This is a genomic window from Haloferax sp. S1W, from assembly GCF_044593955.1.
Classification (GTDB): Archaea; Halobacteriota; Halobacteria; order Halobacteriales; family Haloferacaceae; genus Haloferax.
In genome coordinates, this window is record NZ_CP172595.1 from 2613582 (window position 1) to 2639062 (window position 25481).

Consider the following 25481-nt stretch of genomic DNA (forward strand, 5'->3'; position numbering starts at 1 on the left):
CCGATGATTCTTCGAACTCACGGACTTACGCGCGAATTTGGCGGCCTCGTCGCGGTCGACGAGGTCGATTTCACGCTCGGCGACGGCGAACTCTGCTCGCTCATCGGCCCGAACGGCGCGGGGAAGACGACGTTCTTCAACCTGCTCACCGGGACGCTCGCCCCGACTCGCGGCCGCGTCGAACTCAACACCGACGGCGAGTGGGTCGACCTGACCGGCCGCCCGCCGCACGAGACGGCGACGATGGGAATCCACCGTTCGTACCAGATTACGAACGTCTTCCCGACGAGCACGGTGCGCGAGAACGTTCGCATCGCCGCGCAGGCCCACGGAAACGACTCCCACAAACTGTGGCGCTCTGTCGATGTGTTCGACCGATACTACGACGAGGCGGACGCCATCCTCGACCGTGTCGGCCTGTCCGGCGTCGCGTCCGAGACGGCACAGAATCTCAGCCACGGGGAGAAGCGCCAACTCGAAATCGCCATCGCGCTCGCTGGCGACCCGGACGTCCTCCTCCTCGACGAACCGAACGCGGGCGTCTCGTCGGCCAGTATCGACCTCGTCGTCGACCTCATCGAGGACGTGTCGCGGGACCACTCGGTCCTCCTCGTCGAACACAACATGGACATCGTGATGAACGTCTCCGACCGCATCGTCGTCCTCAACCAGGGTGGCGTCATCGCCGACGGCCCGCCCGAGGAAGTCCGCGACGACGAGACCGTACAGGAGGCGTACCTCGGCGGCTACGAGCGAGGTGAGGCCGCATGACCCTCCTCGAAGTCGACGACGTACACACCTACTACGGCCAGAGCCACATCCTTGAAGGCGTCTCGCTCACGGTCGAAGACGGCGAGACGGTCGCCCTCATCGGCCGCAACGGCGTCGGAAAGACGACGACGCTACGGACGATTCTCCAGTTGACCGCCCCTCGCCGCGGGTCGGTTCGAGTTCGCGGCGAGGACGTGACGGGACTCGGAACCCACGACGTCGCGCGCCGCGGCCTCGGGTGGATTCCCGAGGAGCGGCGCATGTTCAGCGAACTGAGCGTCGAAGAGAACATCCGCGTCGCGGTGACGGACACAGACCGCGTCGGCGACAAACTCGCCCACGCCTTCGAGGTGTTTCCCGACCTCGAACAGTTCCGAGACAAGAACGCGGGCGCACTCAGCGGGGGCCAACAGCAGATGGTCGCCATCGCGCGGGGACTCGTCGGCGACAACGACCTGCTTCTCGTCGACGAACCGAGTGAGGGTCTCGCGCCCCTTATCGTCGAAACGGTCGCCGAGTCGCTTCGACGGGTGTCCTCCGACACGTCGCTTCTCCTGGTCGAACAGAACTTCCCACTGGCGATGGACCTCGCGGACCGATTCTACCTGCTCGACAACGGGCAGGTGGTCGAACACGGGTCGACCGCCGACGTGTCGCGCGAGGACGAACAGATACGGAGGCATCTGTCGGCATGATTGGTGAACTCGCCGTGACTGCGACGACGCCGCTTTTCGTCGATGCGCTCTTGGACTTCCTCGACCCCGGAACGCTGGCGTCGGTGTTCGTCGACGGTCTCTCGAAAGCCGCCCTGTACGTGATGATTACGGCGGGGTTGACGCTCATCTTCGGATTAATGGGCGTCCTCAACTTCGCCCACGGGTCGCTGACGATGATTGGCGCGTACGCCGGTGGTCTCGTACTCGTCTTCCTCGTGAGCGATTCGACCGGCGGGGTCGCTCGTCTGGGAGCGTTCTTCGCCGCCGTTGCCGTCGTCTTCGCGTTGCTCGCGGTTGCCGGTGCGGGAATCGAGATGAAACTCGTTCGCCCGCTGTACGACCGGAATCCGCTGTACCAGATTCTGCTCACGTTCGGCTTGACGCTCGTCCTCGACGAACTGGTCGAGATTCTCGTCCACTTCTACGGCATCCAACCGACCCACGAGTGGCAGGCCGCGATGGCGACGAAACCGGCCTTCCTGACCGCCACGTATTCGGCATTTGGGCTGTCTGTCGTCGGTCTCGACCTGTTCGAAATCGCCTTCGGCGTGCTCACGGTCGCCGCGGTCTGGGCGTTCTTGACCCGGACGCGATACGGGCTTTACATCCGCGCAGGAAGCGAGGACAGCGAGATGACAGAAGCGCTCGGCATCAACGTCCGCCGGGCGTTCACCGTCGTCTTCGGTCTCGGCGTTGGCATCGCGGCCGTCGCTGGCGTGCTTCTCGCGTGGGACGTGACGTGGGGTGCCAGCGTCCCGCTCGCAGCGGAGACGCTGCTTCCAGCGTTCGTCGTCGTCATCGTCGGCGGACTCGGGACCTTCCGCGGTACCGTCGCCGCCGCGGTTATCGTCGGTCTCGTGGACGCGACGATGACGTGGTGGTTCCAGAACGTCGTCGACTTCCCGGGACTTCCCGAGATGACCATCTTCCTCATCCTCGTGGTGATGCTCGTCGTCCGCCCGCAGGGACTCTTCGGCGTCGCGGAGGTGGGTGGCCATTAGCCCCGCTCTCGACACGGTGCCCGGCGTTTCGGCGCTCCGGCGCTACCTCCGGAACCGCGCCGTCTTCGTCGTGGTCGTGGTGCTTCTCGGCACCTATCCGGGGCTTCATCACCTTCTCGTGAGTTCGCCTGTCGGGACGGAACTCGCGTTGGTTCTCCCGCGCGTCGAGACGATGGTCTCGGTGTTCTACTTCGGGCTCTTTGCGATGAGCTTCGACTTCATCAGCGGCTACACCGGCTATCTCTCGTTCGGGCATGCGGCTTTCTTCGGGACCGGCGCGTACACCGTCATCCTCGTCGCTAACGGGAAGATTCCGTTTCTGGCGTCGTCGACGCCGTTTATGCTGTCGCTCCTTCTCGGAGCCGTCTTGGCGATGGTGCTTGCCGTCCTCATCGGTGCGGTCTCGTTCCGACTCAGCGGGGTCTACTTTGCGATGATCACCCTCGGGTTCGCGCAGGTGCTGTACGTGTTCATCCGCAACTGGGACTTCCTCTCCAGCAATCCGCGCGACGGGATGAGCGTCCTCGAACACCCGTCGGGCTTCGAAGTCGGCGTCCCCGGCATCGACGCGCTGAACCTGCAAATCGCCAGTGCCGATTTCGTCGGCGAGACCCTCTCTGTCGGGTGGATTCACCTCTCCGCGGCCGAGGTGTCGTACTACATGGTCGGGGTCGTCGTTCTCGCGTGCTATCTCGCCATGCGCCGTGCACTGCGCTCGCCGTTCGGACGCACGATGGTCGCTATCCGCGAAAACGAAGAACGAGCGCGAGCCATCGGCTACGACACGTTCCGGTACAAACTCGGCGCGTTCACGGTGAGCGCCTTCTTCGCCGCCGTCGCGGGTGGTCTCTTCGCGGGCTACGCGCGGTCTGTCACGCCGGAGAATACGTTCTTCTTCCTCGTGAGCGGTGACGCGCTCCTCGCGGCTATCCTCGGTGGGTTCGGAACGCTCGTCGGGCCACTCGTCGGCCGGTTGTTCCACGAGTCGTTCAGCGAGTTCCTCTCGGACCAAGCCGGCGGCCCACACGTCGATGCCGGGCAGTTAGGACTGTTGCCCTACCTCCGCCGAACGCTCGGTGAGTCCACGCTCGCGACCGAACTCTACAACGGCTTCACGGTCGGCGAGTTCGTCGAGGTGTTCATCAACGGTCACGAGAGCCTCTATCTCGGCGTTCTGTTCGTGGTCTTCGTCTTCTACGTCCCGAACGGACTCGTCGGCTCGGTTCGCGACCGACTCGGCGGTCCGGTCGTGACTGCGCTCCCCGCCGCGGTTCGCCGCCTGTGGGGGCGATACACGACCGAACTCCCGCCGACGCTTCGTCGTCTGTGGGGCCGGTAACGCGTCTTTCCCGCGTCTCTTTTCGGCCGCAAACCCCGAACGGCAACTGACAGCGGTGCTCCCGCTGAAAGCTGTAGGTACAAAAGGCTCGGCACCGAAACCCGACTGTGTCTCCTCCGAGCGACGACGAGTTCGAGAACATGCCACCGAGTGAGAACGTCGACGACGTGCCCACTGTTTCGTGTTCGCGCTGTAACCGTGAGTGGAATCTCGACTACGAGTTAGACGAGTTGAAACTCGGAAACCAGTCGGTCGAGCAGTTCGCCCTCGACCACCGCCGCCACACCGGTCACTTCCCCGACGACGTGACCCCGTGGGTCGCCACCTGCCGACAGTGCCCAGACGGCGAGCAGTTCCTCTCCGAAGGCGCTGCCCGCCGATGGGCGCGGACGCACGCCCGACACACGACGCACGAAGTCACGCTCGAACACGCCGGCGAGGCGACCATCCTCAACGCCGAGTAACGAGCGCGTCGCTCACTCAGTCTTCGGCCGACACCGCGGGTGGTCCCCTCGTCGGAAGGGCTGCGGTGTCGAACGAAAGTCGCATCTTCGTCTCCGAACTGGCACACGGAACCACCTCGAACCCGAGTCCGAGATAGACGTGAATGGCCCGTTTGTTCTCGGGTGCGACGTGGAGGACGAGCGCCTCGTGCCCGTTCGACGCTGCGTCGACGATTGCGTGCCGACAGAGTTCGGTTCCGATTCCCCGTTCGTGACTGTCCGGATGGACGAAGACGGCTAGCTCCGGTTCCGGGTCGTCGTACGGTGCGTACGTGATGTGCCCGATGACTTCGTCGCCATCGACGGCGACGTAGTTCCGCCCGCGTTCAGTGAGCGTGGTCAACCACTCGGTTAGCTGTGCCCCCCCAATTGGCGGCAACCCCAACGACTGGTGCTCGGTCCCGTAGGTCCGATACATCTCGTGCAGTCGCTCCCAATCGTCTTCGGTGTACGTGCGGACGACGAGTCCAACCCCCTGTTTGTCGACGAACCGCGGGCACCGGGGCGGACAGTACGGCGTTCCGGTGCACTGGCTCGGGTCCCACAGGCTGGCGTCCCCACCGCCTTCGGCCGTCGCGTCCATCCCATGAGTGTACGTGACGCACGACCGACGGTATGTTACCACAATATAACGGGGCTATATCAGTGTCTCACGGAACTCAGTCGCCTCGATAGCCTATCCGTCTGCACCCTCTCGGCCGAGTGCTGCGCCGACGACTGACCCGACGGCCGACCGGAGGGCATCCCAGTCCACGCCTCCCTTGTCGAGTCGGACGTACTCCTCGCGGGCGACCATTTCGAACACTCGTGCGTGAACCGCTTCCGTCGTGACCGGGTTCTCGGCCGACTCAACGGCGTCGACCGCTCGTTCGAGTCGGTCGTCGGTTACGAGTCTGTCGGCAACCGATGCAGCGTCGTCCCGAATCGGTTCCGGACTGGCCCGGTCGTCGAGCACCGGGTTTCGAAGGAGTGCACGCCCGCCACGTCTGTTTTCGACGATGATGCCTGCTGCGGGACCGTCGCCCCACATCGAGTCCGGAATCTCGTAGCGACTCGGGTGGAAGTCTCGGACGTTCACTTCCTTTTCGACGGTGTTCACTGGGTCGAGACCGAGTCGTTCGAACGCCTGTTCGGCGGCGTCGACCGGAAGGAGGCGTTCCTGTTCGTCTGTCCACACGGCGTGTCCGAGAAACGGCGGGAGGCGCGCCCAATCGTAGTCGAGACCGAGATTACACGGTGCGACGCCGAAGAAGACGAAGTCGGTGGGGTCGGAGACGGCGTCGTAGAAGGCGTCGCGGTCGAATCGGTCTCGGACGTGCCGGACGGCGTATTTGGTGACGGGCGGGATATCGTCGAAGCGGCGCTCTCGGTCCCCGAAGACGAGGAGTCCAGCAGCGGTCATCTGAAACCGTATCCGGTGGCCGGTAACGTCCTCCCGGAGCCATAGGTGACCACTCGCGAGCAACTCCTCGGGTGCGTCGGCGAGTCGTGGGAGCGGTGGATGCGATTTCATCGGGTACGACTACGTTTCGACGCGAACGCAATATACTGTGGGCCACTTCGACGTAGCCACCCACCTATACTGCGGGCCACTTCGACGTAGCCACCTACCGAATCCCTTGCCCGAATTTCATCGACTCCAAGTGTCACGGTTTTTCAGCCGCTCACCAGGTTTAGGAGTGCCTAAACTTCGAAAGTAGTTTATCGTCTTAGGTTTGCCTAAAACGTATGAACGGAGACGAGACGAATTCGAGTGGGCCGACACGTCGTTCGATTATCCACGGTGCGGGTGCCATCGTGGGCGGTGGGTTACTGGCTGGCTGTACGGGTCAGACCAGTTCGGACGCGAATGCGGAGACGAAGTCGTCGACGCAGACGGCCACTGCAACCGAGACGGAGACCCACGAGACGACGGCTTCGTCCGGCGATTCGTACACTGTCTCTATCGAACCTGTCGGTGCGGTCGAGTTCGAATCCGTCCCCGAGACGTGGGTCGCGAACAACGGCAGTTGGGCCGATATGGGAATTGCGCTCGGCCTCGAACCGCCGAAGGGCGTCTGGCTGACGAGTCGCTACCACACGCAGTATTACGACGCGATTCCGGGTCTGTCGGTCGACAAGAGCGACATGGTTTCGCTCTATCAAGACGGCGTCAGCAAGGAGTTGTTCTACGAACTCGACGCCGACGTACACGTCATGGACCCGAACTTCCTGATGAACCGATTCAAGGGATGGAAGCAGGCCGACGTGGACGAAATCGTCTCTGAAGTCGGCCCGGTTTTCGGGAACTGCATCTACGCCCAGCACTACCCGTGGCACGAGGACTACCGCTACTACACCCTCTACGAGGGCTTCGAGAAACTCGCGCAGGTGTTCCAGCGCACCGACCGCTACGAGGCGTTCGTCTCGCTCCACGAGGAGTTCAAAGCCACCCTCCAGTCGGTCGTTCCGGCCGAAGGCGACCGTCCCTCCGCGGCGGTTCTCTGGGGTGTCGGCGACGAACCCGAGGAGTACTACCCGTACATCATCGGCGGCGGGACCGGATTCAAGCATCTCCGTGACCTCGGCGTGAAGGACGCGCTCGCCAACACCGACGTGAAGGACTTCCACGGCACGCGCGCCGCTATCGACCTCGAAACGCTCCTCGAAGTCGACCCCGAGGTGCTCTTGCTCCGCGGCTACGAGTCGAAATCCCGCGAAGAGTTCGAGTCCACGGTCGTCGAATTCCTGCGGAACCACGACACCGCAAGCGCGCTCACCGCCGTCGAGAACGGCGATGTTTACCGCGCAGGCAGTCTCTATCAGGGGCCGATTACGAATCTCGTGCTCACCCAGCGGACCGCCGAATCGCTCTACGGAACCGACGAGCAACTCTACGACGCCCAGCGCGTCGCGGACATCGTCTCCGGGGAGTTCTGAGGATGACCGACAGCGAACGCGAACAGACGACGGACACCGCCGACGTTGTTGTCGTCGGCGGCGGCCCCGCAGGGTGTGCGGCGGCGATTTTCACCGCCCGCTACGGTCTCGACACCCTCGTCTTCGACCGGGGCAACGCCGCACTCCAGCGGTGTGCGTACGTCGAGAACTATCCGGGCTTTCCCGCGGGAGTCGGCGTCGACGCGCTCGTTGACCTATTTCACGCCCACGTCGCCGAGGTCGGCGGCGAACTCGTCTCGGATATGGTCACCTCCGTCGAGCGAGCGGATGTGAGTAGTGACGTTGACGCGGACGGCGAACCCGCGACTGACGACGACGCGGGCGCTCGATTCCTCGTCGAGACGCAGGACGACAGGCGTGTCGCTACCGACTACGTTCTCGCCGCGGCGTGGTACGACGGGTCGTATCTCCGCGGCCTTGACGACGACGCGGCGATGTTCGAGGTACACGACCACCACGGCGAGGAACACGAGCGCTTCGACCCGTCGTACGCGGACGACGACGGCCGGACGCCGGTCGACGGACTGTACGTCGCTTCTCCGGCCGGTACGCGAAGCGCACAGGTCGTTATCTCCGCCGGACAGGGTGCACACGCCGCTCGGTGCCTGCTCGAAGACCACCGCAGCGAGCAGGGCTACCCCGGCTTACTCGCCAACCATTACGATTGGCTCCGTCCCGACACGGAGTTCCAAGGCGAGTGGGAAGACCGCTCGCGCTGGCGCGAATGGTTCGACGGGGAAGTTCCCGACGACTGCGACGTGCCCGAGGACACGCTTTCCGACCTCCGCGAGTCGTACATCGACCGCGCGTTCGAGACGTGTCGAAGCGAGGACGAAATCGAAGCGCTCGAAGAACGCGGTATTCGCCGCCTTACTGGCGTCCTCGGAACTGACCGCGTTCTCGACGCCATCCCGGACGACGACATCCGGGCATACATCGACGCAGCAGATGGCCTATATTTTGAATCGACAGACAGCGAGGTGACGTCGTCGTGAGCGACGTTCACAAAAACGAATCCGCGTCGACCACCCGGCCGTTCGGTTGGATAGACGGGTCGCTCGTGTCGCTTTGTCTCGGGTCGCTCGTCATCATCTTCGTCGCGGGACTCGTGCAGGTCAGTCTCGGCGCGTTCTCGATGAGTCTCGCCGAGGCGTGGCAGGCCGTCTTCGACCCGGCGGTCGTCTCCGACCCCGGAGTGTGGATGTCGCTCCTCCTCGGGGGCGCGCTTCCCGACCTCAGCAAGCAGACGCTCGTCGTGTGGACGATTCGCGTCCCGCGCGTCTTCGTGGCGATACTCGTCGGGGCGAACCTCGCCATCTCCGGTGCCATCTTTCAGGCGATTACGAGAAACGAACTGGCGAGTCCGTTCATCCTCGGCGTCTCCTCCGGGGCGGGTCTCGCAATCCTGCTCACGCTCGTCGTGTTCTCCGGGTTGTCGGCGTTCCTCCCGCTTCTCGCCGCGCTCGGCGGGGCAATCGCGTTCGTCATCGTCTACGCAATCGCGTGGAAGAACGGCACGTCCCCGGTTCGACTCGTCCTCGCGGGCGTCGTCGTCGGGACCGTGTTCCAGAGCCTCCAGACGGGGCTGTTCTTCTTCGCAAACGACCTCGCAGTCGTTCAGTCTGCCCTCGCGTGGACCACCGGGTCGCTCACGGGGACCGACTGGGAGCAGGTCAGAATTGCACTGCCGTGGTCGATTCTCGCAGTGCTTCTCGCACTCGCGGGGTCGCGGCAGTTGAACGTCCTGCTTCTCGGCGAGCAGACCGCCCGCTCGCTCGGGATGTCTATCGAGAGGGTTCGATTCGCGCTCGCTGGCGTCGCCGTCCTCGCGGCCGCGACGAGCATCGCCGTCGCCGGAATCGTCGGCTTCGTCGGCTTGGTCGTGCCCCACCTCGTGCGAAACATCGTCGGCAGCGACTACAAACGCCTCGTCGTCGGTTGTGTCTTCGCGGGTCCCGCGCTGATGGTTGTCGCCGACGTTGGCGCACGACTCATCTTGAGTCCGTCGCAACTGCCGGTGGGGGTCCTCACCGGCCTCGTCGGTGGGCCGTACTTCCTCTACCTGATGCGAAAACAACAACAGCTGGGGGCGGTATGATGTCGGGGATGGAATCTGAGCGGAACGAGGTCCGCGACGACCAGACGGACGAGGTTGCGATGGCCGCACCCGACGCCGCACAGAACGAGTCAGACGCCTCCGGGTCGCGGAGCGAAACCGACAGCGCCCTCGTCGGCGACCAGCTTTCGCTGTCGTATCCGACGAGCGACGGTGCAGTCGTCGAATGCGACCGAATCGACGTTCCGCGCGGTGAAGTGACGGCGCTCGTCGGCCCCAACGGCTCCGGAAAGAGTACGCTTCTGAAGTCGCTCGCCAAGCAACTGTCGCCCGACCAGGGGAACGTCTACCTCGACGGTCGGAAACTCTCCGAGTACGACGATGCGACGTTCGCGCGCGAACTCGGCTTGCTATCGCAGGAACACCAGACGCCCGGGTCGCTCACCGTGGAGAAACTCGTCTCCCACGGCCGCTACCCGCACCGCGGGTTCTTCGAGCAACTCGACGATGACGACCGAACGGCCATCGACCGCGCGATAGAACTCGCGGGGGTCGACCACCTGCGCGACAGACAGGTGTCGAGTCTGAGCGGCGGCCAGCGCCAACTCGTGTGGATTGCGATGGTGCTCGCACAGGACACCGACGTGCTCCTCCTCGACGAACCGACGACCTACCTCGACTTGCACCACCAGTTGCGCGTGCTGGAGACGGTTCGCCAACTCAACGAGGAGCGCGGCGTCACCGTCGCTGTCGTGCTCCACGATATTGCACAGGCCGCCCGCTTCGCGGACTATCTCATCGCCATGCAGGACGGGTCGGTCTACGACTGGGGGCCGCCGACCGACGTCGTCACCGAGGAACTCCTCGCGGACGTCTTCCGCGTGGACGCGACGGTGACGTACACGCCGGACCCGAGCATCCTGCCGAATCGGTCGCTGTAGTCGCCGCCCCCTTTCACAGCCGAATTCATCCTCCAAGTGGACTGAGAACCACATCGAAGACCATCTCGACCTGTCCAGCCACGCCGAGCACGTCAAAGACGACGAGGAGGTAGTAGACGCTGACGACAAGCATAACCGCGCCAGTCACCCGATTGATTTCGGTGGTGTGGCGGGCGAACCAGCGCGTCACCTGCCGACTGTAGCGCTCGGAGACGAGGGCGAACGCGAGTAGCGGCGCACCGATGCCGAGACCGAACGCGAGGAAGCCGAGCAGGCTCTCGGCGGCCGTGTCGAACAACACCGGCACGCGGGCGAAAAAGAGCGCGATGAACCCCGGATTACACGGGAGGATGATGGCTCCGAAGAAGAAGCCGTAGGAGAACGCCGACAGCGCCGGATGTCTGGTCTCCGGTGGTTCGATTGTCGGTAGGCGAGCGAACACCTTCGCGTCCGCCAGGAGCGCGAGACTCACGACAAACAGGATACCGAAGGCCACCGGCGAGACGACGCCGACGACGGCGGTGAGAGAGATTTCCAAGAGGAGCGAAAAGAGGACGCCGACGGCGAGCATGAACGCCACTGCACCGAGGGTCACGAGTCCGCCGAGGACGGCGATTGGGAGGCCGTTGCCTCTCAGCGAGCGAGTGCTATCGTCGTCGCCGAGGCGACTCTGACGCGCGAGATACGCGAGGAACCCGGGGTAGAGCGGAAGCGCGCACGCCGCGGTCAGTGGTGTCCCGACGCCGATAAGGAACAGTTCCAAGAGTTTCGCGGCGAGTCCCATCAGCACTCAGAGACTTTCTTGCGGAGGAACTCGGTGGTCTTGTGGCCGTTCTTGAGGCGGGTTGCTGTCCCGTCGGGGCAGACGCGAAGCATCGGTACAGTTGGTGCGTTCGCCATCGACGACCCGAACTCGGCGGTGAGGCTCTTCGTCACCGGTCCGGGCGAGACGGCGTATCGCCAGTCGAACCCGTGGCGCTCGGCGTGTTCGCGGACCTTCTGTGCGTCTTCGTTCGGGTCGATGTCGAGGGCGACAGTCACCACGTCGTCGCCGACTGCCTCGTGGAACGAAATCAGCTCTTTTTGCTGACGGAGGCAGTTCGAACACCACACGGCGAACGTTTCGAGGAGGACGGGGCGGTCGAGAAGCCCCTCGATGGTGAACGTCTCACCCGTGCGTACGTCTGTGAGTTCGGTGGTTCGCCACGCGCCGTCGGTGGTCGCGCCGCCGCTCGACTCGGAGTCACCTGTTGACCCTGCCCCACCGCCGAGACACCCGGCGAGGGTGGCAACTGCGCCTGTGCCTGCGAGTTGAAGGACGTGCCGTCGGGTTCGTTCGCTTCGCTCACTCTCTCGACGACTTCCCGCCCGCGGTTGCTCGCGGGAATTCCATCGGGTTCCCGCTTGTGACTGCTCGCGGGAACCTCGTCGCGTCGGACCAACTGTCATTGCTGTGTAGGAAGGGCGTCAGCGGGTAATTCTGCTCCGCTTGGGCGACTATCACGCACAACCGCCTCGACAGACTACGCGGGGTCGTCGAGCAACTGTGCTGGCTGGTCACGACAGCAGACGGCCGTCTGCAATCCCACCTCTGCGATGTTCCCCGCGTGGGCGGCCGTCCGGCGGAGGCTATACAGCGCGTGGGTGTACTGGTACGCCACGTCGGACGCATCGAACAGTTGTCGTTCGAGTCTGTCGACTCGCTCGAACACGTCGTCTCGAGTTTTGAGCACTGTCCGTGCGTCCTCGACGCTTCCGTCGTCGAAGACCGCGTCGACCGCCGCTTCGACGGCGTCTCGGGCAGTCTGGGCGACAGTCGAAATCTCCTCGTCGAGTGGCCGGTCGAGCGGGTCGTCGACCGCGGCCGCGACGTTCGTGATGCGCTCGGCGTGGTCGGCGATGCGTTCTAACTCGCGTGCGGTCTCGTGCAGTCGAAGTAACTCCCGTCGCGTCTCGCCGAGCGCGTCGACTTCGTCGAGGCGTTCGAGGCTCCGAACGAAGTGCCGCTCGACCATCGCGTAGAGTCTGTCCGCGCGGTCGTCTTCCTCCGTTGCATTCACGGCGGGTGCGTCGCTCGTCAACGCCGTCGCCGCCTCGCGGTGCATCGACAGCGCCACGAACTGCAGTTGGCGAACGGACTGGCGAACCGACACCTCGGTCGAGTCGAGGACGTTTCGCACGACGACGTGCGACGCCGACTCCTCGACGATGGTGACGCCGACGAGGTTTCGAACCACGCGCCGGACAACCTGTTTTTGGCTCCCGGTGAACTCACTGCTGGCGGTGAGGACGATTTCGCTCGGCCCGGCGGCGTAGGCCGCGCGGAGCGTCTGTTCGACGTGGGCCGTGTCGTCGCATTCGGTCTGCAGTTCGACCGCTGCGACCGAGTCGAGTTCGCTCTCGGGCGGTTGAATCACGAGCAGGCCGTCGATGTGCGTGTGGAGGTCGACGACCGTCCCGGCGGAGATTCCCGCCGCATCCGCCCAGTCTCTGGGCAGTGAGACCGTGAACGTCCCGTTGCTGACTTGTTGTATCTTACGTGTCTCCATGGTTTTCGTGGGTGTCCGCGCCGGTGTCGGGGGACCTGTGGCTCACCGTCGCGGGTGACCGACCGTCGGTCGGTCTGTGCTGTGCCACTTCCCTCACCCGAACTTGCCGCTGATGTAGTCTTCGACGCGTTGGCTCTCTGGGTCTTCGAACACCTGTTCGGTCGCGCCGTACTCGACGAGTTCGCCGCCCGTCAGGAACACGGCGGTCTGGTCGGAGATGCGGGCGGCTTGCTGCATGTTGTGGGTGACGATGACCACCGTGTACGATTCCGAGAGGTCGTGGACGAGGTCCTCGATTTTCGAGGTCGCAATCGGGTCGAGCGCGGACGCCGGTTCGTCCATGAGGAGGACATCCGGCTCGGTCGCCAGCGCGCGGGCGATACAGAGTCGCTGCTGCTGGCCGCCGGACAACCCGAGTGCGTTGTCGTCGAGGCGGTCTTCGACTTCGTCCCAGAGGGCGGCCTGTCTGAGCGACCGCTCGACCAGGTCGTCGATTTCGTCCTCGTCGCTGCGGCCGAGGAGATTCGAGAGGAATCCCGTTTCGAGGTCGCCGTGCTTCCGCGGGCCGTAGGAAATATTGTCTCGAATGGACTTTGGGAACGGGTTCGGCGACTGAAACACCATTCCGACCTGCTTTCTGAGTTCGACGAGATTCACGCCGTCTTGGTAGATTTCCTCGCCATCGAGTCTGACCGCTCCATCGACACTGGCTGCCTTGATGCGGTCGTTCATCCGGTTGAGACACCGGAGGAACGTGGACTTCCCGCACCCCGACGGACCGATGAGGGCCGTGACGCTGTTTTCGGGAATCTCCATCGAGACGCCCTTCAGCGCGTGGTCGTCGCCGTAGTACACGTCGAGGTCATCGACGGCGAACTTCGCGTTGCCCTCGAATTCGTAGTCGGTCCACTCGTCGCGGGTCTTTTCTCTCGTCTCGCCAGCCGTGACTTCGAGTGGCTGGTCAGAACGCGCCGGGCCGCTGGCCGTCGTGTCCGCGGCCTGCGCTGTGCTGTTCGCCTGGTCCGTCTCTGCCGATTGTGTCGTTTCAGTCATTGGTCACTCGTGTTGCAGTTTCCGCCGGAAGTAGTACCGGGTCGCAATACCCACCGCATAGAAGCTCAAGACGACGACGAGCAGGATGAGCGCCGTCGCCCACCGGAACTGTTCGATGTTCGCGATGTTGGACGACTGCCCGACGCCCGCGGTGATAAGCGAGTACAGTTGGTAGGGAAGCGCCGAAGTCGCCTGCAAGAGTTCGGGATTCTCCACGAACGGCGGCGACGAGATGAACCGGAAGCCGCCGATAACGTCCACCGTCTGACTGCCCGGCGGCGCGACGCTTCCGGACATCGTCAAGAGAATCGGTGCGGTCTCTCCTGCGATGCGACCGACGCCGAGGATGACGCCCGTGACGATACCGGGGAGGGCCGCGGGCAGGACGATGCTCCGAATCGTCTGCCACTTGGTGACGCCGAGGGCCGCGCTCGCGTCGCGGTACTCGTCGGGGACCGCCAGCATGGCCTCGCGACTGGTGATGACGACCAGCGGGAGGAGCATGAACCCGAGCGTGAGCATCCCGGCGAGCAGCGATTTCCCGTTTCCGAGACGCGGAACGAGGAAGGCGAGGCCGAACAGGCCGAAGACGATACTCGGGGTACTCCAGAGGCCGTTCGTGGCGATTTCGACGACCTGCGTGAACCGACCGTGTTCTGCGTACTCGGTGATGAACACCGCTGCACCCACACCGAGCGGGACGGCGAACAGTACCGCGCCGACGACGAGCCAGATAGTCCCGGCAATCGCCGGAAGGACGCCGTTGACATCGTTGAGGAGCGCGACACCGTTCATCACGAAGGGCCACGAGACGGGCCACGCGAAGGTGACCCCGAAGAGCGTCGTCTCGGGACCTGCCCCGAGGCCGAAGGAGAGACCATTGAACAGTCCCGGCAGGCCCTTGACCACGGTGAACGCGACGAGCAGGAACAAGACGGTGATGATAGAAAGTGCGTTGAGGTAGACGAGGAGATACGCGCCGATGTGTCGGCCGCGAGCACCGAATCCGCCGTAGGCCTTGGCGGCCGCCCACGCGACGAGGAGCGAACAGAACGCCGTAATCACCGGCATAGAGAACTCGGCGTTGAAGGACGCGGGTTGTTCCCACCCGAGGTCCCACACCCACACGGGGTCGATGATGCCGCCGACGAAGACGACTCCCGCGAACACTGCGAGAACGCCCGCCGGAACCGTCGAACCGATGTCTTCCCGCGGGAGGGCACTGACGGCGAACGCGACACCGCCAGTTGCGAACGCGGCACCGGCCCACCCGACGGAACCCAGCCCGAACGTCTGCGAGGCGACGAGGCCACCGACGACGAACCAGATACCGGAGAACGTAATCGCCGCAACCAGTCCCGCAGACGGTCGCGGGTCGGTGGCGATGTAGCCGAGTCGAGACCCGAGACCGAAGGCGAGGACGGCGACGCCGAGAAGCACCAACATGCTGCCGAGGAGGACGACCATCGGGACCCCGGCGAGCGGGTCGGTGATGGTGACGAGTTCGAACAGTGCGGCGAGCGAAAGCGCGAACAGGAGGGCGGCAGCGCCGACCGTTCCCGCGGCGACGGCCTCGACGCCGGAGGTGTCCTCGCTAACGAGCGAGGATTCGACTGCGCCCGCCATTAGTCGGCACCTCCGAGTTTTTTCCGCATGCGTGCCTCGATGTACTGCGACCCGATGCTGAGGAACAGCACCGTGATGAACAGGATGACGCCCGCGACGAACAGCGCCGACAGTTGCAGGCCGTCCGCGTCACCGTAGTTCGCCGCGATGAGCGAGGTCAGGGTGTCGTTGCCGTAGAACACGTTGTACAGCGGTTTCGTGAGGCCCGGACTGCCGCGGAGCATCACCGTCGCAGCCATCGTCTCGCCGATGGCACGGCCGACGCCCAAGAGGACCGCCGCCGACACGCCAGAGAAGGCCGCCGGAAGCGTAATCGAGGTCATCGTCTGCCAGTCGGTCGTGCCGAGGGCGAGCGACCCGCTTTTCATCGACTCGGGGACGCTGTTGAGGGCGTCTTCGGCGACCGAGACGACGGTCGGAAGCGCCATCAGCCCGACGACGACGCCGACGAAGAGGTAGGTCCCCTGTCCGACGATGGAAAATTGGTCGGACGCCCACGGGCTGAGGATGGTAAAGCCGATGAACCCGTACACGATGGACGGAATTCCGGCGAGAATCTCGACGCCCGGCTTGACGAGTTCGCGGACCGGCTGCGGTGCGATTTCGCTCAGGAAGAGCGCGGCCGCGACGCCGAGCGGTGCGGCCACGGCCGTTGCGATGATGGTGACGAGGACGGTTCCGTGAATCATCGGCACCATCGAGTACCGAATCGGTGGCGAAACTGGACTCCAGCGGGTGTCGAGGAAGAGTCGAAGCCCCGGCACGGGGAGTCCGAACACTGTCACGGTCGCATACTCGACGGTCGGCCACGCCTCGACGAAGATGAACACGAGGATGAGCCCCAGTATCAGAATCGTCGAGACGGTCGTCGTCAACGTGAGGACGCGCGCGGTCAGTTCTTGATGTCGGAACCAGCCGTAACCGGACGCGACGAGGAACACCGCGAACGGGATGGCTGTGAGCGACGAGACGGCGAGAAAGCCTACGAACGCGGCGAGAAGCGCCACCGAGGCCACCGTAACCGTGACGAGCGCCTCCGGGTCGGTCTCGTCGACGAAGTCGCGGCCCCGTTGGACCTCTCGCCGTGCCGTGGCTCGAAGGTCGCCGCCGTCGTTGTCTGGCAGTATGGTCATGATTGAACTGGAAATGAGTAGTGAGAAACGAGTCCGGGCCTGCGATGCGTGCGCGGTGCGGGCTTACGCCTGCTCGGGCAGCTTCGCTTTCTCGGCCTCGATGTCCTTGTCAGGAAGCGGGATGTAGTTGTTCTCCTCGACGAAGAGCTTCTGGCCGAAGGTCGTCAGGAACATGTTGATGAAGGCGGCTTCGCGCTTGTCGGTCCCGCTGGGCGTGCCATCGGTGATGGTCGTGTACTGGTGAAGGTCACGGTTGAGCGGGTACGCGCTGTCGAAGATGGTGTTTTCGGCGCTCTTGTCAGCCTTGTAGACGGTGCCCTCGAAGTCGATAGCGATGGGCTTGACCTGCGGGCCGGTGAAGGCGAGTGCCATGTACGCGATGGCGCCTTCGTTCTGCTGGACGACCGTCGCAACCTGCTGGTTCTGTCCCTTCCGGGTGTCGACGCCCGGCATCTCTGCCTCGGCGTCGCCGAGCATGTTGAGGCGGAACGAGGTATCCGTCCCGGAGCCCTCCGCGCGGCCGATGACGTAGATTTCCTTGTCTGGGCCGCCGACTTCCTTCCAGTTGGTAATCTCGTCCTGGTAGATTTTCTTGATTTGCTCGCCGGTCAGTTGGGTGACGCCAGCGTCGTAGATGTCCTTCGAGACGACGACGGGCTGGCCGTCGCGGCCGACGACGTGGTCGACGTACTGCTCTTTGGCTTCCGACTCGCTAATTCCGAGTTCGGCCGTGATAGGACCGGAGGAGTTGCCGATGTCGACGAGGCCGTCGCGGACGGACTTACATCCGGTCCCGGAGTGGCTCAGACCGATGCTGGTCGCAAAGGGCGGGCTCGCCTGCGTTTCGGTCGGCTCGAAGCCATAGAGGCTCGCGAAGTAGTCGGCCAGACGCATGTCCGGCTTGCCGAGTTCGTCCCAGCCGGGGACGGTTCCTTCGGAGCTGGACCCCCAGTACTCGCCGTCGCTCGGCGGCGCGTTGGAGTTCCAGTACGAACTCCCCCTGTTTGCGATGGGGTAGACCGTCGAGGAACCCTCGGCGGTGAGCATTTCGGGCTCGTTGTCTCCCGGTTTGGCCGTCTCTTCTTCTGTGTTGGGTGATTCGGTCGCGGTTTCTTCGTTCTCGGGCGCTTCGGTCGCGGTCTCGGTCTCCTGACCCGTCGAACCGGAACATCCAGCCAGACCAGCGAGGCCTGCGGCACCAGATGCAACGAGGAATTTCCGACGTGATACGGTCTCTGAAAGCTGCTTGGAGTCGCGCGCCATCACCTGAAGCGACCCAGGATATGATAAAATGCGTTTATAATACTACTTTAGTCTAATAGTATTTGACAGTAGGAATAAAGAGTAGTATGACGTCTGTATTACGACCGTAGAGTGGTACGTTACCCTCTCACGACAGCCGAGTACTATGTTTCTCTATATATTTTCTGACCGACAGAATGTAGAATGCGGCCGTCAGACGGGGCTACATATGGGCACCGAAGACAGCGACGCCCCGGCGCGCATCGTTGGTTTGTCGAAGGACGAAGCCACCGAGGAACTCGTCGCCGAAGACGAGACACGCGACCCCCAGTACGTGCGCGCTGTCTTGGACCACGTCACCGACGGCGACGGCGTCATCACCCGCGACGCCGTGGATGACGCCGTGACGGACACGTCGATGATTCTCTCGACGGCCGAGACGCGCGTCGAACTCGCGACGATTGCACTCTCGGAGGCGACGGAAGCCGCACGCGACGTTGCTGATGTGGACGCCGTCCGGACCCGCCTCGACACCTTCGAACAGCAGGTCTCGGCGGCCGAAGAACGCGTCTCAGAACTCGGGTCAGAGATGCAGTCGCTTTCCCACTGGCACAGCGACTCACGGCCGGTCTACGACCTCGTAACCGACCTCCGGGGCGTCGCGTCCGACGCGCAGACCGTCCAGCGAGTCGCGGACGACGTTCAGTTCGAACTCGAAGAGTTCGAACACTGGCTTTCGGACGACGACCTGCGACGGTGTGACCTCGGTTCGGACGTGGACGCGCTAGAGCGCTCGCTTGACGACGTTGCGCGTACGCGAGAGGACCTCGACACCGACACTGACGCAGTCGAAGCCTCCGGTGTCGATGCCGAGGTGGCTGCCGATGCGGCCGAGACGTGGTATGGTGCGATGCTTCGCTGTCGCGTCGTCCCGCTCTTGCTCGCCGACCTTCGAGCGGAACTCGCCGACCTGCGTGAACTCGCCGCCCGCGACGATATCGACGACACCAGCGGACTGGACGATATCGAGACTCGCCTCGACGATATCGACGCACAGGCCGACCAGCACGCCACTGAACTCGATGCGCTTGCCTCACAGGCGTGGACCGACCGCTACGGCGAGTTACTCGCCGATTTCCGGTCGGCGCTCGACGAGTTCGAACCGCCGGTCTCGTGGGGTGCGGTGCAGAAAGAACTCGACCGGTTCCGCGACGGACCGACCAACTGAGCGTCTCGTCGTGGGTGACGAGACTGCCTCTTCGAGACCGACGAAAGAATCTGCCTATTCGAGGTCGAACGAGAGGTCTCCGCCCATGCGGAACAACTCGAACCGGATGCCGAGTGTCACGTTCACCGACCGCGTTTTCCCCGGTGGTACCGTCACTGTCTCAGTCTCTTCGCGCCGCTTTTCGCCGCACGTGCCAGCGATGGTGACGGTCCGTGTCTGATACTCGTATCCGTCGTTTCGGAGTTCGACGACGACGTGCGTGTTTCCGTCCTCGCTCCCCGCGAAGTCGAAGTCCGTGATGCGAACTGATTCGGTCGTCGCCATGGCCCCTCCTACGACCCATGCGTGTAAAAATAGTAACTTAATTTTGGTGGAAACCAGCTTCTCGGAAAGACTGTCGTCGGGGAGTGGATGTCGGTTACGGCGGGAGTACCGGGCTATTTACCGGCGTACACCTCAGAGGACGATGTATGGACCTGTCGGCCCCGCTTCCCGTGCTTCTTTTGGCGTTCGCACCGGCGGTGATGTGGGGATTTACGCCCGTCATCGAGAAGCGAGCACTCTCTGATGGTGGCAACCCGCTTCAGGCGTCGCTCACGGTGGTTATCGTGGACTCGACCGTCTATCTCCTCGCGCTCGCAGTCTTTCAGGACGACCCCTTCGGCGGCATCTCGCTCGGAACGGTCGCCATCTTCGTCGGTGCCGGAGTCGTCGGTACCGCACTCGGTCGTCTCGCCATCTTCGCCGGAAACCAGCGAGTCGGCGCAAGTATCTCCAGCGCCGTCCTCAGTGCCCGTCCACTTTTCGCAACCGCACTGGCAGTCGGGTTCCTCGGTGAACCACTCTCTGCGCCGACAGCCATCGGCATCGTCGTGCTCGTTCTCGGCCTCGGCGTTCTCTCGGTCGCCAAGGGTGGTGACCTCGAGGGTTGGACGACCCGCGACCTGTTGGTTCCACTCGCCGCCGCGGCGTTCTTCGCCGTCGGCAACGTGGCCCGCCGCTGGGGACTTTCGGCCGCCGACGCGACACCGCTCGAAGCGGTGGCTATCAACGAATTTGCCGCGCTGGTCGCGCTCGGTGCGTACGTCGCGCACACCGGCCCCGACCGGGTGCTGAACCGCCCTCGGCGCTCGTATCTGGTGTTCGCCGCGAGCGGTCTCATCACGTCGGTTGCACTCCTCTCGATGTTCACGGCGCTCTCGATGCCCGAGGGGCGAATCGCGGTTATCGACCCGCTCATCGCTACTGCGCCGTTTTTCACTGTCATCTTCTCGTGGGTCTGGCTCGGTGACCTCGAACGGGTCACTCGCGGCGTCGTTGCCGGTGTGGTTCTCGTCGTCCTCGGCGCTGCGCTCGTGACTGGCGGTCCGTCGCTGGTTCGCGGCGTCGCCGCGCTCGGACTCTAAGAGATGTCTCGGGCCACCGCGCCCGAGGCTGTTTACCGACCGCGGTGAATCTGTGAAAAAGAACTCGAAACGGTGGATTCTCACCGGCATCCGGTGGTGACTCGTCGTGCCAGTGGGGTCCCTCTGACAAGACCCCGTGGCGGCCGAGCGAGGCTCAGCCACCGAGGAAGCGCGTCCCCGAGTTGATGACCCAGAAGACGGCCGTCCCGAGGACGACCCCGCGGTTGTTCGCGGTGCCGCCGATGATGACCGCCGTGTAGGCGAAGAACGTCACCGTCGAGGCGAACTGCGTCGGGTCAATAAAGCCGATGTTGGCGGCCCAGAGACCGCCCGCGGCACCCGCGAGCGCGGACCCGAACATCAGGCTCTGAATCTCAACTGAAAATTTCGCCAACGAGGCGTATTCGGGTGGGACGATTGCCGACTCGCTATTCGTCGTGTCGTCGCTTTCGTATGGGAAATCCAGCCGCCTCGGCAGCGTCTCGAACCGCGGACGGAAAGAACTCGGCCGGGAGCGCACCCTGCCGCGCGCCACTCCGTTTTCCGCCGATCTGTGACCCGCAGATGTCGATGCGGGTGCAGACGGTCTCTCCGTCCTCGTCGGTACGGAGCCAATACTGAAACAACCGTCCCGAGTCGTCGCGTCCGACGAGTTGGACACCCGACGTGTCACCTTCGGTGTCGAAGGGCTGTGAGTTTACGATTTTGAGTTGTCCCGCTGGCGAAACTCCCCGCGACCCGCAGTTTGGACACGTTCCGTCGTGCGGTTCCTCACCCACGTACCAGTACGAGTGACCGCAGGTGTAGCACGAAAGCGGCGCATCCGAGGATACGGGCCGCGGGTCGTTCATCTCGTCTCGACGTACAGACGGCACACCCGTCAGTCCTCGCTTGGTGTATTCCGAGACTCCTCCACTGGTTGTAATATACCAACCATGTCTATAGGGCTGGGGACGTAAACTGCAGGGACATGCGCGAGTTCGTCTTTACCGTCGAATACGAGAAGGGCGTCGACGAGGTGATGGACCTCTTTATCGAGAATCCGGGTTTGCACTCGAAGACGATGGCAATCCACGCGACCAGCGAGTCGATGTGGCGTCTCGACCGGCTCACCGGCCCGACCGACGTTCTCGAATCGTTCGACGACATCATCGAGAGCGTCACCCACTGCAAGGGCGTCAAGGGGATGTGTGGTGCCCCGGTCGTCGAGTGGGACTTCGAGGTACTGTCCAGTACGCCCGACGGACGCATCGTCTACTCCTTCCGGGAGGAGGGCGACGGCGTTCACTCGATTCCCCACATCGCGGCGAAGCACATCGGCGACGGTCTCCTGATGCAAGCCGAGCGCCGCGGGTCGCAGTATCAGTGGCGACTCCTCATCGATGAAGACGATACGGTTGGCGAGATTTACGAAGAGGTCCACGACGCGTTGAGCGACGACCTCTCGCTGAGCGTCCAGCGAATCAGCGAACCGGAGTGTTGGCTCGAAGATGGATTCGGTTCCGACGGCCTCCCACCGGAGCAACAGGCCGCGCTCGAAGCGGCGGTCGAATACGGGTACTACGAGACACCGCGGCGAAACACCGTCCAAGAGATTTCGAACAAACTCGACGTTCCGAACTCGACGCTCCAGTACCGCCTGACGCGCGCCGAGGCGTGGTTAGCCCAGCAGTTCGTCTCCGACGCGCTCGGAACTGAAGTCGAAGACCGTATCGACCCCGCAGAACTCGAAGTCAGCGCCTGAGTCCGTCTCGCCTTCCCGTTCGACTGCTCTCCTCGATGGTTGGAATATTCTAATGCAACTCTCATCCCGACCACACCCCTCCGGATGAGTGTGGAACAGGACACACGAAACACCATCACTGGATTGCCAGACGACCTCGGAATCGGAGCGGACCTCGCCCGGTCGCAACAGCGTGTTTCGATTCGCGTAGACACTCGCCGGTACGGAAAGCCCGTTACTGTCGTCGAGGGTCTCGACCTCTCGGCCGACGAACTGACGACACTCGCCTCGACACTCAAGCGCACACTCGCGGTCGGCGGCACGATTTCCGACGACAGCGAAATCGAACTCCAAGGAGAACACGGAGCGCGTCTCGAAGCGGCGCTCCGTGACGAAGGATTCGACGTCGAAACCTAAGCCGCCGTCCGCACTGTCCCCGACTGCACGTTAGTCCGGCAGTGGCGGCCACGTCGGTGCGACGGTTTCCTCGACGAGTCGCGTTTGCGCCCGTCGGAGTCGTTCCGACGCCGACGACGGTGAGACTCCCAGTTCTGCTGCGATGTCTTCGAGCGACGTCCGGCGCGGGATATCGAAGTATCCGCGTTCGTACGCGATTCGGAGCGCCTCCTGTTGGCGGTCGGTCATCCCGTTTCCGGGTGACTCAGGCTCGCCGCCGCGGGTCAGTCGGAGCAGTCGGAAGTCCGCGTTGCGCCGCCAAAACGACGAGAACGCGCGGAACTCGTCGCGGTCGGCGAACCACCCCGCCTGTTTCCACCCGTTCGTTTGGACCTCGATTCGTTCGATGACGGCATCGGCCCGAGCGAGGGCTTCGAGTTCGCTCAAATCGTCGATGTGGTCGCCGAGTTGTTCGTCCAGACTGAGCCCCGGCCACGCCTGGTATTTACGCGTCTCCCCGGCCACCCCGACGAGCGTCCAGTCGGCCACGTCGGGGGCCGTGTCCAGTGCCGCTTCGAATTCTCGTTTCGGTCCACCCGTCACGGTGACGATGAACATCGGTCGCGGTCCGTGATTGAACTGGAGTTGAAGGACGACCGTTGCCTCGGGTACCGCCGCGGCGACCCCAGTGAGTGGGAGTGCATCGCAGTACATCTCGAACTCGGCGACGAGTCCCATGGGCTCCGGTTCTTGTCGATTCACATGTGGGTGTCGAAGTGGATGACCGAACTGACACTCCCGTCTAATTGCTCCCCTCACTTGAAGGACCGAACCACTGAGAGAACGGCTTAGCCGGCCCACTCCCCAACACGGAGTGCAATGCAGACGACGCAATTTCTCGACGACGCTGAGATAGCCTTCGAACAGCACGGCGACGGCCGACCGATGGTACTCCTCCACGGCGGGATGGCCCCCAAAGAGTACTGGACTCCGGTGCGTCCCCATCTGGAGGGATATGCCGCCATCGTCCCGCAACGACCGGGATTCGGAACCTGCCTCGACGCCCCGGCGGAGACGAGCGCCGCCGACGTACTCTCTCGTGAGGTCGAGTACGTACGGGCACTCACCGACGCCGTCGATGGCGACCCAATCCTGTTCGGCCACTCGTTCGGTGCGCTTACTGCTCTCGAAGCGGCGAGCGAGATGGAAGTCGAGGCCGCCGTCGCCTACGAACCGGCGATTCTCCCCGAGGGTTTCCGACGCGAGGCCGACCTCGCAGACCGCATGGCGGACCTCGTCGAAGACGGAAACCCACGCGAGGCGGTGAAACGCTACATCGAGATGGTCCTCCACCCCGATGGAATCGACGACCTCGACGCGTGGTTGGAGTCGTGGCCCGTCTGGCCGGAGTGTGTGAACCTCGTCGAGGAAGTCATCCGGATGAACCGCGCCGTCGAACAGTATCGTCTTCCCAACCGCCTCGATATCGACGCTCCGATTCTCGTCCTGTCCGGAACCGACGGCCCGGACTTCCTCCGCGAGAGCGCCCGCGCGGTCCACGACGCACTTCCACGGAGTCGATTCGTCGAGTTCGACGGTGTCAGCCACAGCGGCCCCAGTGAGGCACCGAAACTCGTCACGGCGGAGATAGAGGCGTTCCTCGCTGAGTAATCGATAGCGGCTGCCGGACGGCGGGCTGATTTCCGTGGTCGACGTGACCGACGACGGCCCAGTTGGAATGTCCCAAACGAGATTCCAATACCCATACGCCGGAACGATAGGGTACCTCAATGTCCGAGACGAAGCGAATCAGTTGGCGTGCCGCAGGGAGTCGTGTCGCCCCGTCCGAAGACGACGAGCAACACGACGCAGAACGGACGCGAGACGAGTCGACGGTAGACGAGGACGAACTCGTCTACGACGAACAACACGGCGAGTGGGTCGACCCCGAGACGGGCGAAGTCGTCAGAGAGGGCGCTGTCGACCGCGGTCCGGAGTGGCGTGCGTTCGACGCTACGGAGCGCGACCAGAAGTCCCGCGTCGGGTCGCCGACGACGAACCTCATGCACGACAATGGGCTGTCGACCAACATTGGGTGGCAGAACAGAGACGCCTACGGAAACGCCCTGTCGTCGAGGCAGCGTCAGAAGATGCAGCGACTGCGCACGTGGAACGAGCGCTACCGCACCCGCGACTCGAAAGAGCGGAACCTCAAGCAAGCCCTCGGAGAAGTCGAGCGCATGGGGTCGGCGCTCGGCCTGCCGGATACCGTTCGCGAGACGGCCTCTGTCATCTACCGCCGCGCGCTCGACGACGGCCTGCTTCCGGGTCGGTCCATCGAGGGTGTCGCTACGGCCGCCATTTACGCCGCCGCGAGACAGGTCGGCGTCCCTCGGTCGCTCGACGAAGTCCAGCACGTCTCCCGAGTCGACAAACTGGAACTCACGCGCACGTACCGCTACATCTCCCGCGAGTTGGGGCTGGACATCCAGCCTGCGGACCCGACGCAGTACCTCCCGCGGTACGTCTCCGAACTCGGCGTCGACGACGCAGTCGAGCGATACGCGCGCACGCTCCTCAAGACGGCGAGGCAGGAGGGCGTCCACAGCGGCAAGAGTCCGGTCGGACTCGCCGCCGCGGCTATCTACGCCGGTGCGCTGATTGCCGACGAGGAACTGACCCAAAGCGAAGTCAGCGATGTCACCGACATCAGCGAGGTGACTATCAGGAAGCGCTACCGCGAACTGCTCGACGTGACCGGAGAAGACGGACTCCACAGCATGCGAGCGAACGCGACGGCGTAACTACCCGTTTCTCGGACCACGATTCAGTCGGTGTCACCTCCGACCCGGATGCGA

The 25481-nt window shown here is 63.8% G+C and carries 28 protein-coding genes; 15 read left to right on the top strand and 13 right to left on the bottom strand.

Annotated elements, in window-relative coordinates:
• Positions 1–6: 6 nt before the first annotated feature.
• The 5 genes from ACH9L7_RS13695 (at position 7) to ACH9L7_RS13715 (ending at position 4291) form a co-directional block, all read left to right on the top strand.
• Positions 7–771, top strand: coding sequence for an ABC transporter ATP-binding protein (locus ACH9L7_RS13695; protein WP_396613281.1), 765 nt, complete (start codon positions 7–9; stop codon positions 769–771).
• Positions 768–1466, top strand: a complete 699-nt coding sequence (locus ACH9L7_RS13700) for an ABC transporter ATP-binding protein (protein WP_396611249.1) — start codon at positions 768–770, stop codon at positions 1464–1466. The genes ACH9L7_RS13695 and ACH9L7_RS13700 overlap by 4 nt, the downstream gene beginning before the upstream one ends.
• Positions 1463–2488: a branched-chain amino acid ABC transporter permease gene (locus tag ACH9L7_RS13705; protein WP_396611250.1), complete on the top strand. Its 1026-nt coding sequence runs from the start codon at positions 1463–1465 to the stop codon at positions 2486–2488. Before ACH9L7_RS13700 ends, ACH9L7_RS13705 begins: the two co-directional genes overlap by 4 nt.
• Positions 2478–3827, top strand: a complete 1350-nt coding sequence (locus ACH9L7_RS13710; protein ID WP_396611251.1) for a branched-chain amino acid ABC transporter permease — start codon at positions 2478–2480, stop codon at positions 3825–3827. The genes ACH9L7_RS13705 and ACH9L7_RS13710 overlap by 11 nt, the downstream gene beginning before the upstream one ends.
• A gap of 107 nt (positions 3828–3934) precedes the next feature.
• Positions 3935–4291 (top strand): hypothetical protein, encoded by a 357-nt coding sequence (locus ACH9L7_RS13715; RefSeq protein ID WP_396611252.1) that lies wholly within the window; start codon positions 3935–3937, stop codon positions 4289–4291.
• A 16-nt stretch (positions 4292–4307) separates the two neighbouring features.
• Here the strand turns inward: ACH9L7_RS13715 and ACH9L7_RS13720 are convergent, their stop codons facing one another.
• The gene (locus tag ACH9L7_RS13720; RefSeq protein WP_396611253.1) at positions 4308–4913 is read right to left on the bottom strand and encodes a GNAT family N-acetyltransferase; all 606 of its coding nucleotides are present in this window, start codon (positions 4911–4913) and stop codon (positions 4308–4310) included.
• A gap of 93 nt (positions 4914–5006) precedes the next feature.
• Positions 5007–5732, bottom strand: a complete 726-nt coding sequence (locus ACH9L7_RS13725) for a hypothetical protein (protein WP_396613282.1) — start codon at positions 5730–5732, stop codon at positions 5007–5009.
• Between the two features lie 326 nt (positions 5733–6058).
• Between ACH9L7_RS13725 and ACH9L7_RS13730 the strand changes: the two genes are divergently transcribed.
• From ACH9L7_RS13730 to ACH9L7_RS13745, 4 genes are read left to right on the top strand one after another with little or no spacing between them, the layout of a single operon-like run.
• A complete protein-coding gene (locus ACH9L7_RS13730) occupies positions 6059–7249 on the top strand; it encodes an ABC transporter substrate-binding protein (RefSeq protein ID WP_396611254.1) in 1191 nt (396 codons plus the stop codon).
• Between the two features lie 2 nt (positions 7250–7251).
• Positions 7252–8265 carry an FAD-dependent oxidoreductase gene (locus tag ACH9L7_RS13735; RefSeq protein WP_396611255.1) on the top strand — a complete coding sequence of 338 codons (1014 nt, stop codon included), beginning with the start codon at positions 7252–7254 and terminating at the stop codon, positions 8263–8265.
• A complete protein-coding gene (locus tag ACH9L7_RS13740) occupies positions 8262–9368 on the top strand; it encodes a FecCD family ABC transporter permease (RefSeq protein WP_396611256.1) in 1107 nt (368 codons plus the stop codon). Before ACH9L7_RS13735 ends, ACH9L7_RS13740 begins: the two co-directional genes overlap by 4 nt.
• 59 nt (positions 9369–9427) lie before the next feature.
• Positions 9428–10267: an ABC transporter ATP-binding protein gene (locus tag ACH9L7_RS13745; protein WP_396613283.1), complete on the top strand. Its 840-nt coding sequence runs from the start codon at positions 9428–9430 to the stop codon at positions 10265–10267.
• A gap of 25 nt (positions 10268–10292) precedes the next feature.
• Here the strand turns inward: ACH9L7_RS13745 and ACH9L7_RS13750 are convergent, their stop codons facing one another.
• The 7 genes from ACH9L7_RS13750 to ACH9L7_RS13780 all read right to left on the bottom strand — a co-directional run bounded on the left by ACH9L7_RS13750 (position 10293) and on the right by ACH9L7_RS13780 (position 17891).
• Positions 10293–11051: a cytochrome C biogenesis protein gene (locus ACH9L7_RS13750; RefSeq protein WP_396611257.1), complete on the bottom strand. Its 759-nt coding sequence runs from the start codon at positions 11049–11051 to the stop codon at positions 10293–10295.
• The gene (locus tag ACH9L7_RS13755; protein WP_396611258.1) at positions 11051–11716 is read right to left on the bottom strand and encodes a TlpA family protein disulfide reductase; all 666 of its coding nucleotides are present in this window, start codon (positions 11714–11716) and stop codon (positions 11051–11053) included. The genes ACH9L7_RS13750 and ACH9L7_RS13755 overlap by 1 nt, the downstream gene beginning before the upstream one ends.
• A gap of 74 nt (positions 11717–11790) precedes the next feature.
• Entirely contained in the window at positions 11791–12816 is a 1026-nt protein-coding gene (locus ACH9L7_RS13760; protein ID WP_396611259.1) for a PhoU domain-containing protein, read from the bottom strand.
• 93 nt (positions 12817–12909) lie between these two features.
• A complete protein-coding gene (gene pstB / locus ACH9L7_RS13765; protein WP_396611260.1) occupies positions 12910–13869 on the bottom strand; it encodes a phosphate ABC transporter ATP-binding protein PstB in 960 nt (319 codons plus the stop codon).
• Between the two features lie 3 nt (positions 13870–13872).
• On the bottom strand, positions 13873–15495 hold the full coding sequence (gene pstA / locus ACH9L7_RS13770) for a phosphate ABC transporter permease PstA (protein ID WP_396611261.1): 1623 nt from the start codon (positions 15493–15495) through the stop codon (positions 13873–13875).
• The gene (gene pstC, locus ACH9L7_RS13775; protein WP_396611262.1) at positions 15495–16628 is read right to left on the bottom strand and encodes a phosphate ABC transporter permease subunit PstC; all 1134 of its coding nucleotides are present in this window, start codon (positions 16626–16628) and stop codon (positions 15495–15497) included. Before pstC ends, pstA begins: the two co-directional genes overlap by 1 nt.
• 63 nt (positions 16629–16691) lie before the next feature.
• The gene (locus tag ACH9L7_RS13780; RefSeq protein ID WP_396611263.1) at positions 16692–17891 is read right to left on the bottom strand and encodes a substrate-binding domain-containing protein; all 1200 of its coding nucleotides are present in this window, start codon (positions 17889–17891) and stop codon (positions 16692–16694) included.
• A 208-nt stretch (positions 17892–18099) separates the two neighbouring features.
• Between ACH9L7_RS13780 and ACH9L7_RS13785 the strand changes: the two genes are divergently transcribed.
• Complete coding sequence (locus ACH9L7_RS13785; RefSeq protein WP_396611264.1) at positions 18100–19098, top strand: halo transducer protein; 999 nt, start codon at positions 18100–18102, stop codon at positions 19096–19098.
• A 54-nt stretch (positions 19099–19152) separates the two neighbouring features.
• On the opposite strand, the gene ACH9L7_RS13790 is transcribed toward ACH9L7_RS13785, so the two are convergent.
• A complete protein-coding gene (locus ACH9L7_RS13790) occupies positions 19153–19422 on the bottom strand; it encodes a hypothetical protein (RefSeq protein ID WP_396611265.1) in 270 nt (89 codons plus the stop codon).
• Between the two features lie 146 nt (positions 19423–19568).
• On the opposite strand from ACH9L7_RS13790, the gene ACH9L7_RS13795 reads away from it, so the two are divergent.
• Positions 19569–20504, top strand: a complete 936-nt coding sequence (locus ACH9L7_RS13795; RefSeq protein ID WP_396611266.1) for an EamA family transporter — start codon at positions 19569–19571, stop codon at positions 20502–20504.
• Positions 20505–20658: 154 nt separating this feature from the next.
• Here ACH9L7_RS13795 and ACH9L7_RS13800 read toward each other — a convergent pair whose 3' ends face one another.
• Complete coding sequence (locus ACH9L7_RS13800; protein ID WP_396611267.1) at positions 20659–20865, bottom strand: hypothetical protein; 207 nt, start codon at positions 20863–20865, stop codon at positions 20659–20661.
• 67 nt (positions 20866–20932) lie between these two features.
• Positions 20933–21355 carry a hypothetical protein gene (locus ACH9L7_RS13805; protein ID WP_396611268.1) on the bottom strand — a complete coding sequence of 141 codons (423 nt, stop codon included), beginning with the start codon at positions 21353–21355 and terminating at the stop codon, positions 20933–20935.
• A 119-nt stretch (positions 21356–21474) separates the two neighbouring features.
• Here ACH9L7_RS13805 and ACH9L7_RS13810 point away from each other — a divergent pair, with 119 nt between their 5' ends.
• Positions 21475–22248 (top strand): helix-turn-helix domain-containing protein, encoded by a 774-nt coding sequence (locus ACH9L7_RS13810; protein ID WP_396611269.1) that lies wholly within the window; start codon positions 21475–21477, stop codon positions 22246–22248.
• 84 nt (positions 22249–22332) lie between these two features.
• Positions 22333–22644 carry a stress response translation initiation inhibitor YciH gene (gene yciH, locus ACH9L7_RS13815; protein WP_396611270.1) on the top strand — a complete coding sequence of 104 codons (312 nt, stop codon included), beginning with the start codon at positions 22333–22335 and terminating at the stop codon, positions 22642–22644.
• 30 nt (positions 22645–22674) lie between these two features.
• Here the strand turns inward: yciH and ACH9L7_RS13820 are convergent, their stop codons facing one another.
• Positions 22675–23361, bottom strand: coding sequence for a helix-turn-helix domain-containing protein (locus ACH9L7_RS13820; RefSeq protein WP_396611271.1), 687 nt, complete (start codon positions 23359–23361; stop codon positions 22675–22677).
• 141 nt (positions 23362–23502) lie between these two features.
• On the opposite strand from ACH9L7_RS13820, the gene ACH9L7_RS13825 reads away from it, so the two are divergent.
• Positions 23503–24294: an alpha/beta fold hydrolase gene (locus ACH9L7_RS13825; protein ID WP_396611272.1), complete on the top strand. Its 792-nt coding sequence runs from the start codon at positions 23503–23505 to the stop codon at positions 24292–24294.
• A 119-nt stretch (positions 24295–24413) separates the two neighbouring features.
• Positions 24414–25427, top strand: coding sequence for a transcription initiation factor IIB family protein (locus tag ACH9L7_RS13830; RefSeq protein WP_396611273.1), 1014 nt, complete (start codon positions 24414–24416; stop codon positions 25425–25427).
• Positions 25428–25481: the final 54 nt, after the last annotated feature.

What these genes read in the sequence shown, in the direction of transcription:
- ACH9L7_RS13720 (WP_396611253.1), bottom strand. Translation starts at nt 4,913, where the DNA reads ATGGACGCGACGGCCGAAGGCGGTGGGGACGCCAGCCTGTGGGACCCG.
- ACH9L7_RS13820 (WP_396611271.1), bottom strand. Translation starts at nt 23,361, where the DNA reads ATGGGACTCGTCGCCGAGTTCGAGATGTACTGCGATGCACTCCCACTC.
- ACH9L7_RS13760 (WP_396611259.1), bottom strand. Translation starts at nt 12,816, where the DNA reads ATGGAGACACGTAAGATACAACAAGTCAGCAACGGGACGTTCACGGTC.
- ACH9L7_RS13780 (WP_396611263.1), bottom strand. Translation starts at nt 17,891, where the DNA reads ATGGCGCGCGACTCCAAGCAGCTTTCAGAGACCGTATCACGTCGGAAA.
- ACH9L7_RS13810 (WP_396611269.1), top strand. Translation starts at nt 21,475, where the DNA reads ATGCGCGAGTTCGTCTTTACCGTCGAATACGAGAAGGGCGTCGACGAG.
- ACH9L7_RS13750 (WP_396611257.1), bottom strand. Translation starts at nt 11,051, where the DNA reads ATGGGACTCGCCGCGAAACTCTTGGAACTGTTCCTTATCGGCGTCGGG.
- ACH9L7_RS13825 (WP_396611272.1), top strand. Translation starts at nt 23,503, where the DNA reads ATGCAGACGACGCAATTTCTCGACGACGCTGAGATAGCCTTCGAACAG.
- ACH9L7_RS13805 (WP_396611268.1), bottom strand. Translation starts at nt 21,355, where the DNA reads ATGAACGACCCGCGGCCCGTATCCTCGGATGCGCCGCTTTCGTGCTAC.
- ACH9L7_RS13725 (WP_396613282.1), bottom strand. Translation starts at nt 5,732, where the DNA reads ATGACCGCTGCTGGACTCCTCGTCTTCGGGGACCGAGAGCGCCGCTTC.
- ACH9L7_RS13730 (WP_396611254.1), top strand. Translation starts at nt 6,059, where the DNA reads ATGAACGGAGACGAGACGAATTCGAGTGGGCCGACACGTCGTTCGATT.
- ACH9L7_RS13790 (WP_396611265.1), bottom strand. Translation starts at nt 19,422, where the DNA reads ATGGCGACGACCGAATCAGTTCGCATCACGGACTTCGACTTCGCGGGG.
- ACH9L7_RS13795 (WP_396611266.1), top strand. Translation starts at nt 19,569, where the DNA reads ATGGACCTGTCGGCCCCGCTTCCCGTGCTTCTTTTGGCGTTCGCACCG.
- pstC (WP_396611262.1), bottom strand. Translation starts at nt 16,628, where the DNA reads ATGACCATACTGCCAGACAACGACGGCGGCGACCTTCGAGCCACGGCA.
- ACH9L7_RS13700 (WP_396611249.1), top strand. Translation starts at nt 768, where the DNA reads ATGACCCTCCTCGAAGTCGACGACGTACACACCTACTACGGCCAGAGC.
- pstA (WP_396611261.1), bottom strand. Translation starts at nt 15,495, where the DNA reads ATGGCGGGCGCAGTCGAATCCTCGCTCGTTAGCGAGGACACCTCCGGC.
- ACH9L7_RS13735 (WP_396611255.1), top strand. Translation starts at nt 7,252, where the DNA reads ATGACCGACAGCGAACGCGAACAGACGACGGACACCGCCGACGTTGTT.
- ACH9L7_RS13745 (WP_396613283.1), top strand. Translation starts at nt 9,428, where the DNA reads ATGGCCGCACCCGACGCCGCACAGAACGAGTCAGACGCCTCCGGGTCG.
- ACH9L7_RS13785 (WP_396611264.1), top strand. Translation starts at nt 18,100, where the DNA reads ATGGGCACCGAAGACAGCGACGCCCCGGCGCGCATCGTTGGTTTGTCG.
- pstB (WP_396611260.1), bottom strand. Translation starts at nt 13,869, where the DNA reads ATGACTGAAACGACACAATCGGCAGAGACGGACCAGGCGAACAGCACA.
- ACH9L7_RS13705 (WP_396611250.1), top strand. Translation starts at nt 1,463, where the DNA reads ATGATTGGTGAACTCGCCGTGACTGCGACGACGCCGCTTTTCGTCGAT.
- ACH9L7_RS13755 (WP_396611258.1), bottom strand. Translation starts at nt 11,716, where the DNA reads ATGACAGTTGGTCCGACGCGACGAGGTTCCCGCGAGCAGTCACAAGCG.
- ACH9L7_RS13830 (WP_396611273.1), top strand. Translation starts at nt 24,414, where the DNA reads ATGTCCGAGACGAAGCGAATCAGTTGGCGTGCCGCAGGGAGTCGTGTC.
- ACH9L7_RS13800 (WP_396611267.1), bottom strand. Translation starts at nt 20,865, where the DNA reads ATGTTCGGGTCCGCGCTCGCGGGTGCCGCGGGCGGTCTCTGGGCCGCC.
- yciH (WP_396611270.1), top strand. Translation starts at nt 22,333, where the DNA reads ATGAGTGTGGAACAGGACACACGAAACACCATCACTGGATTGCCAGAC.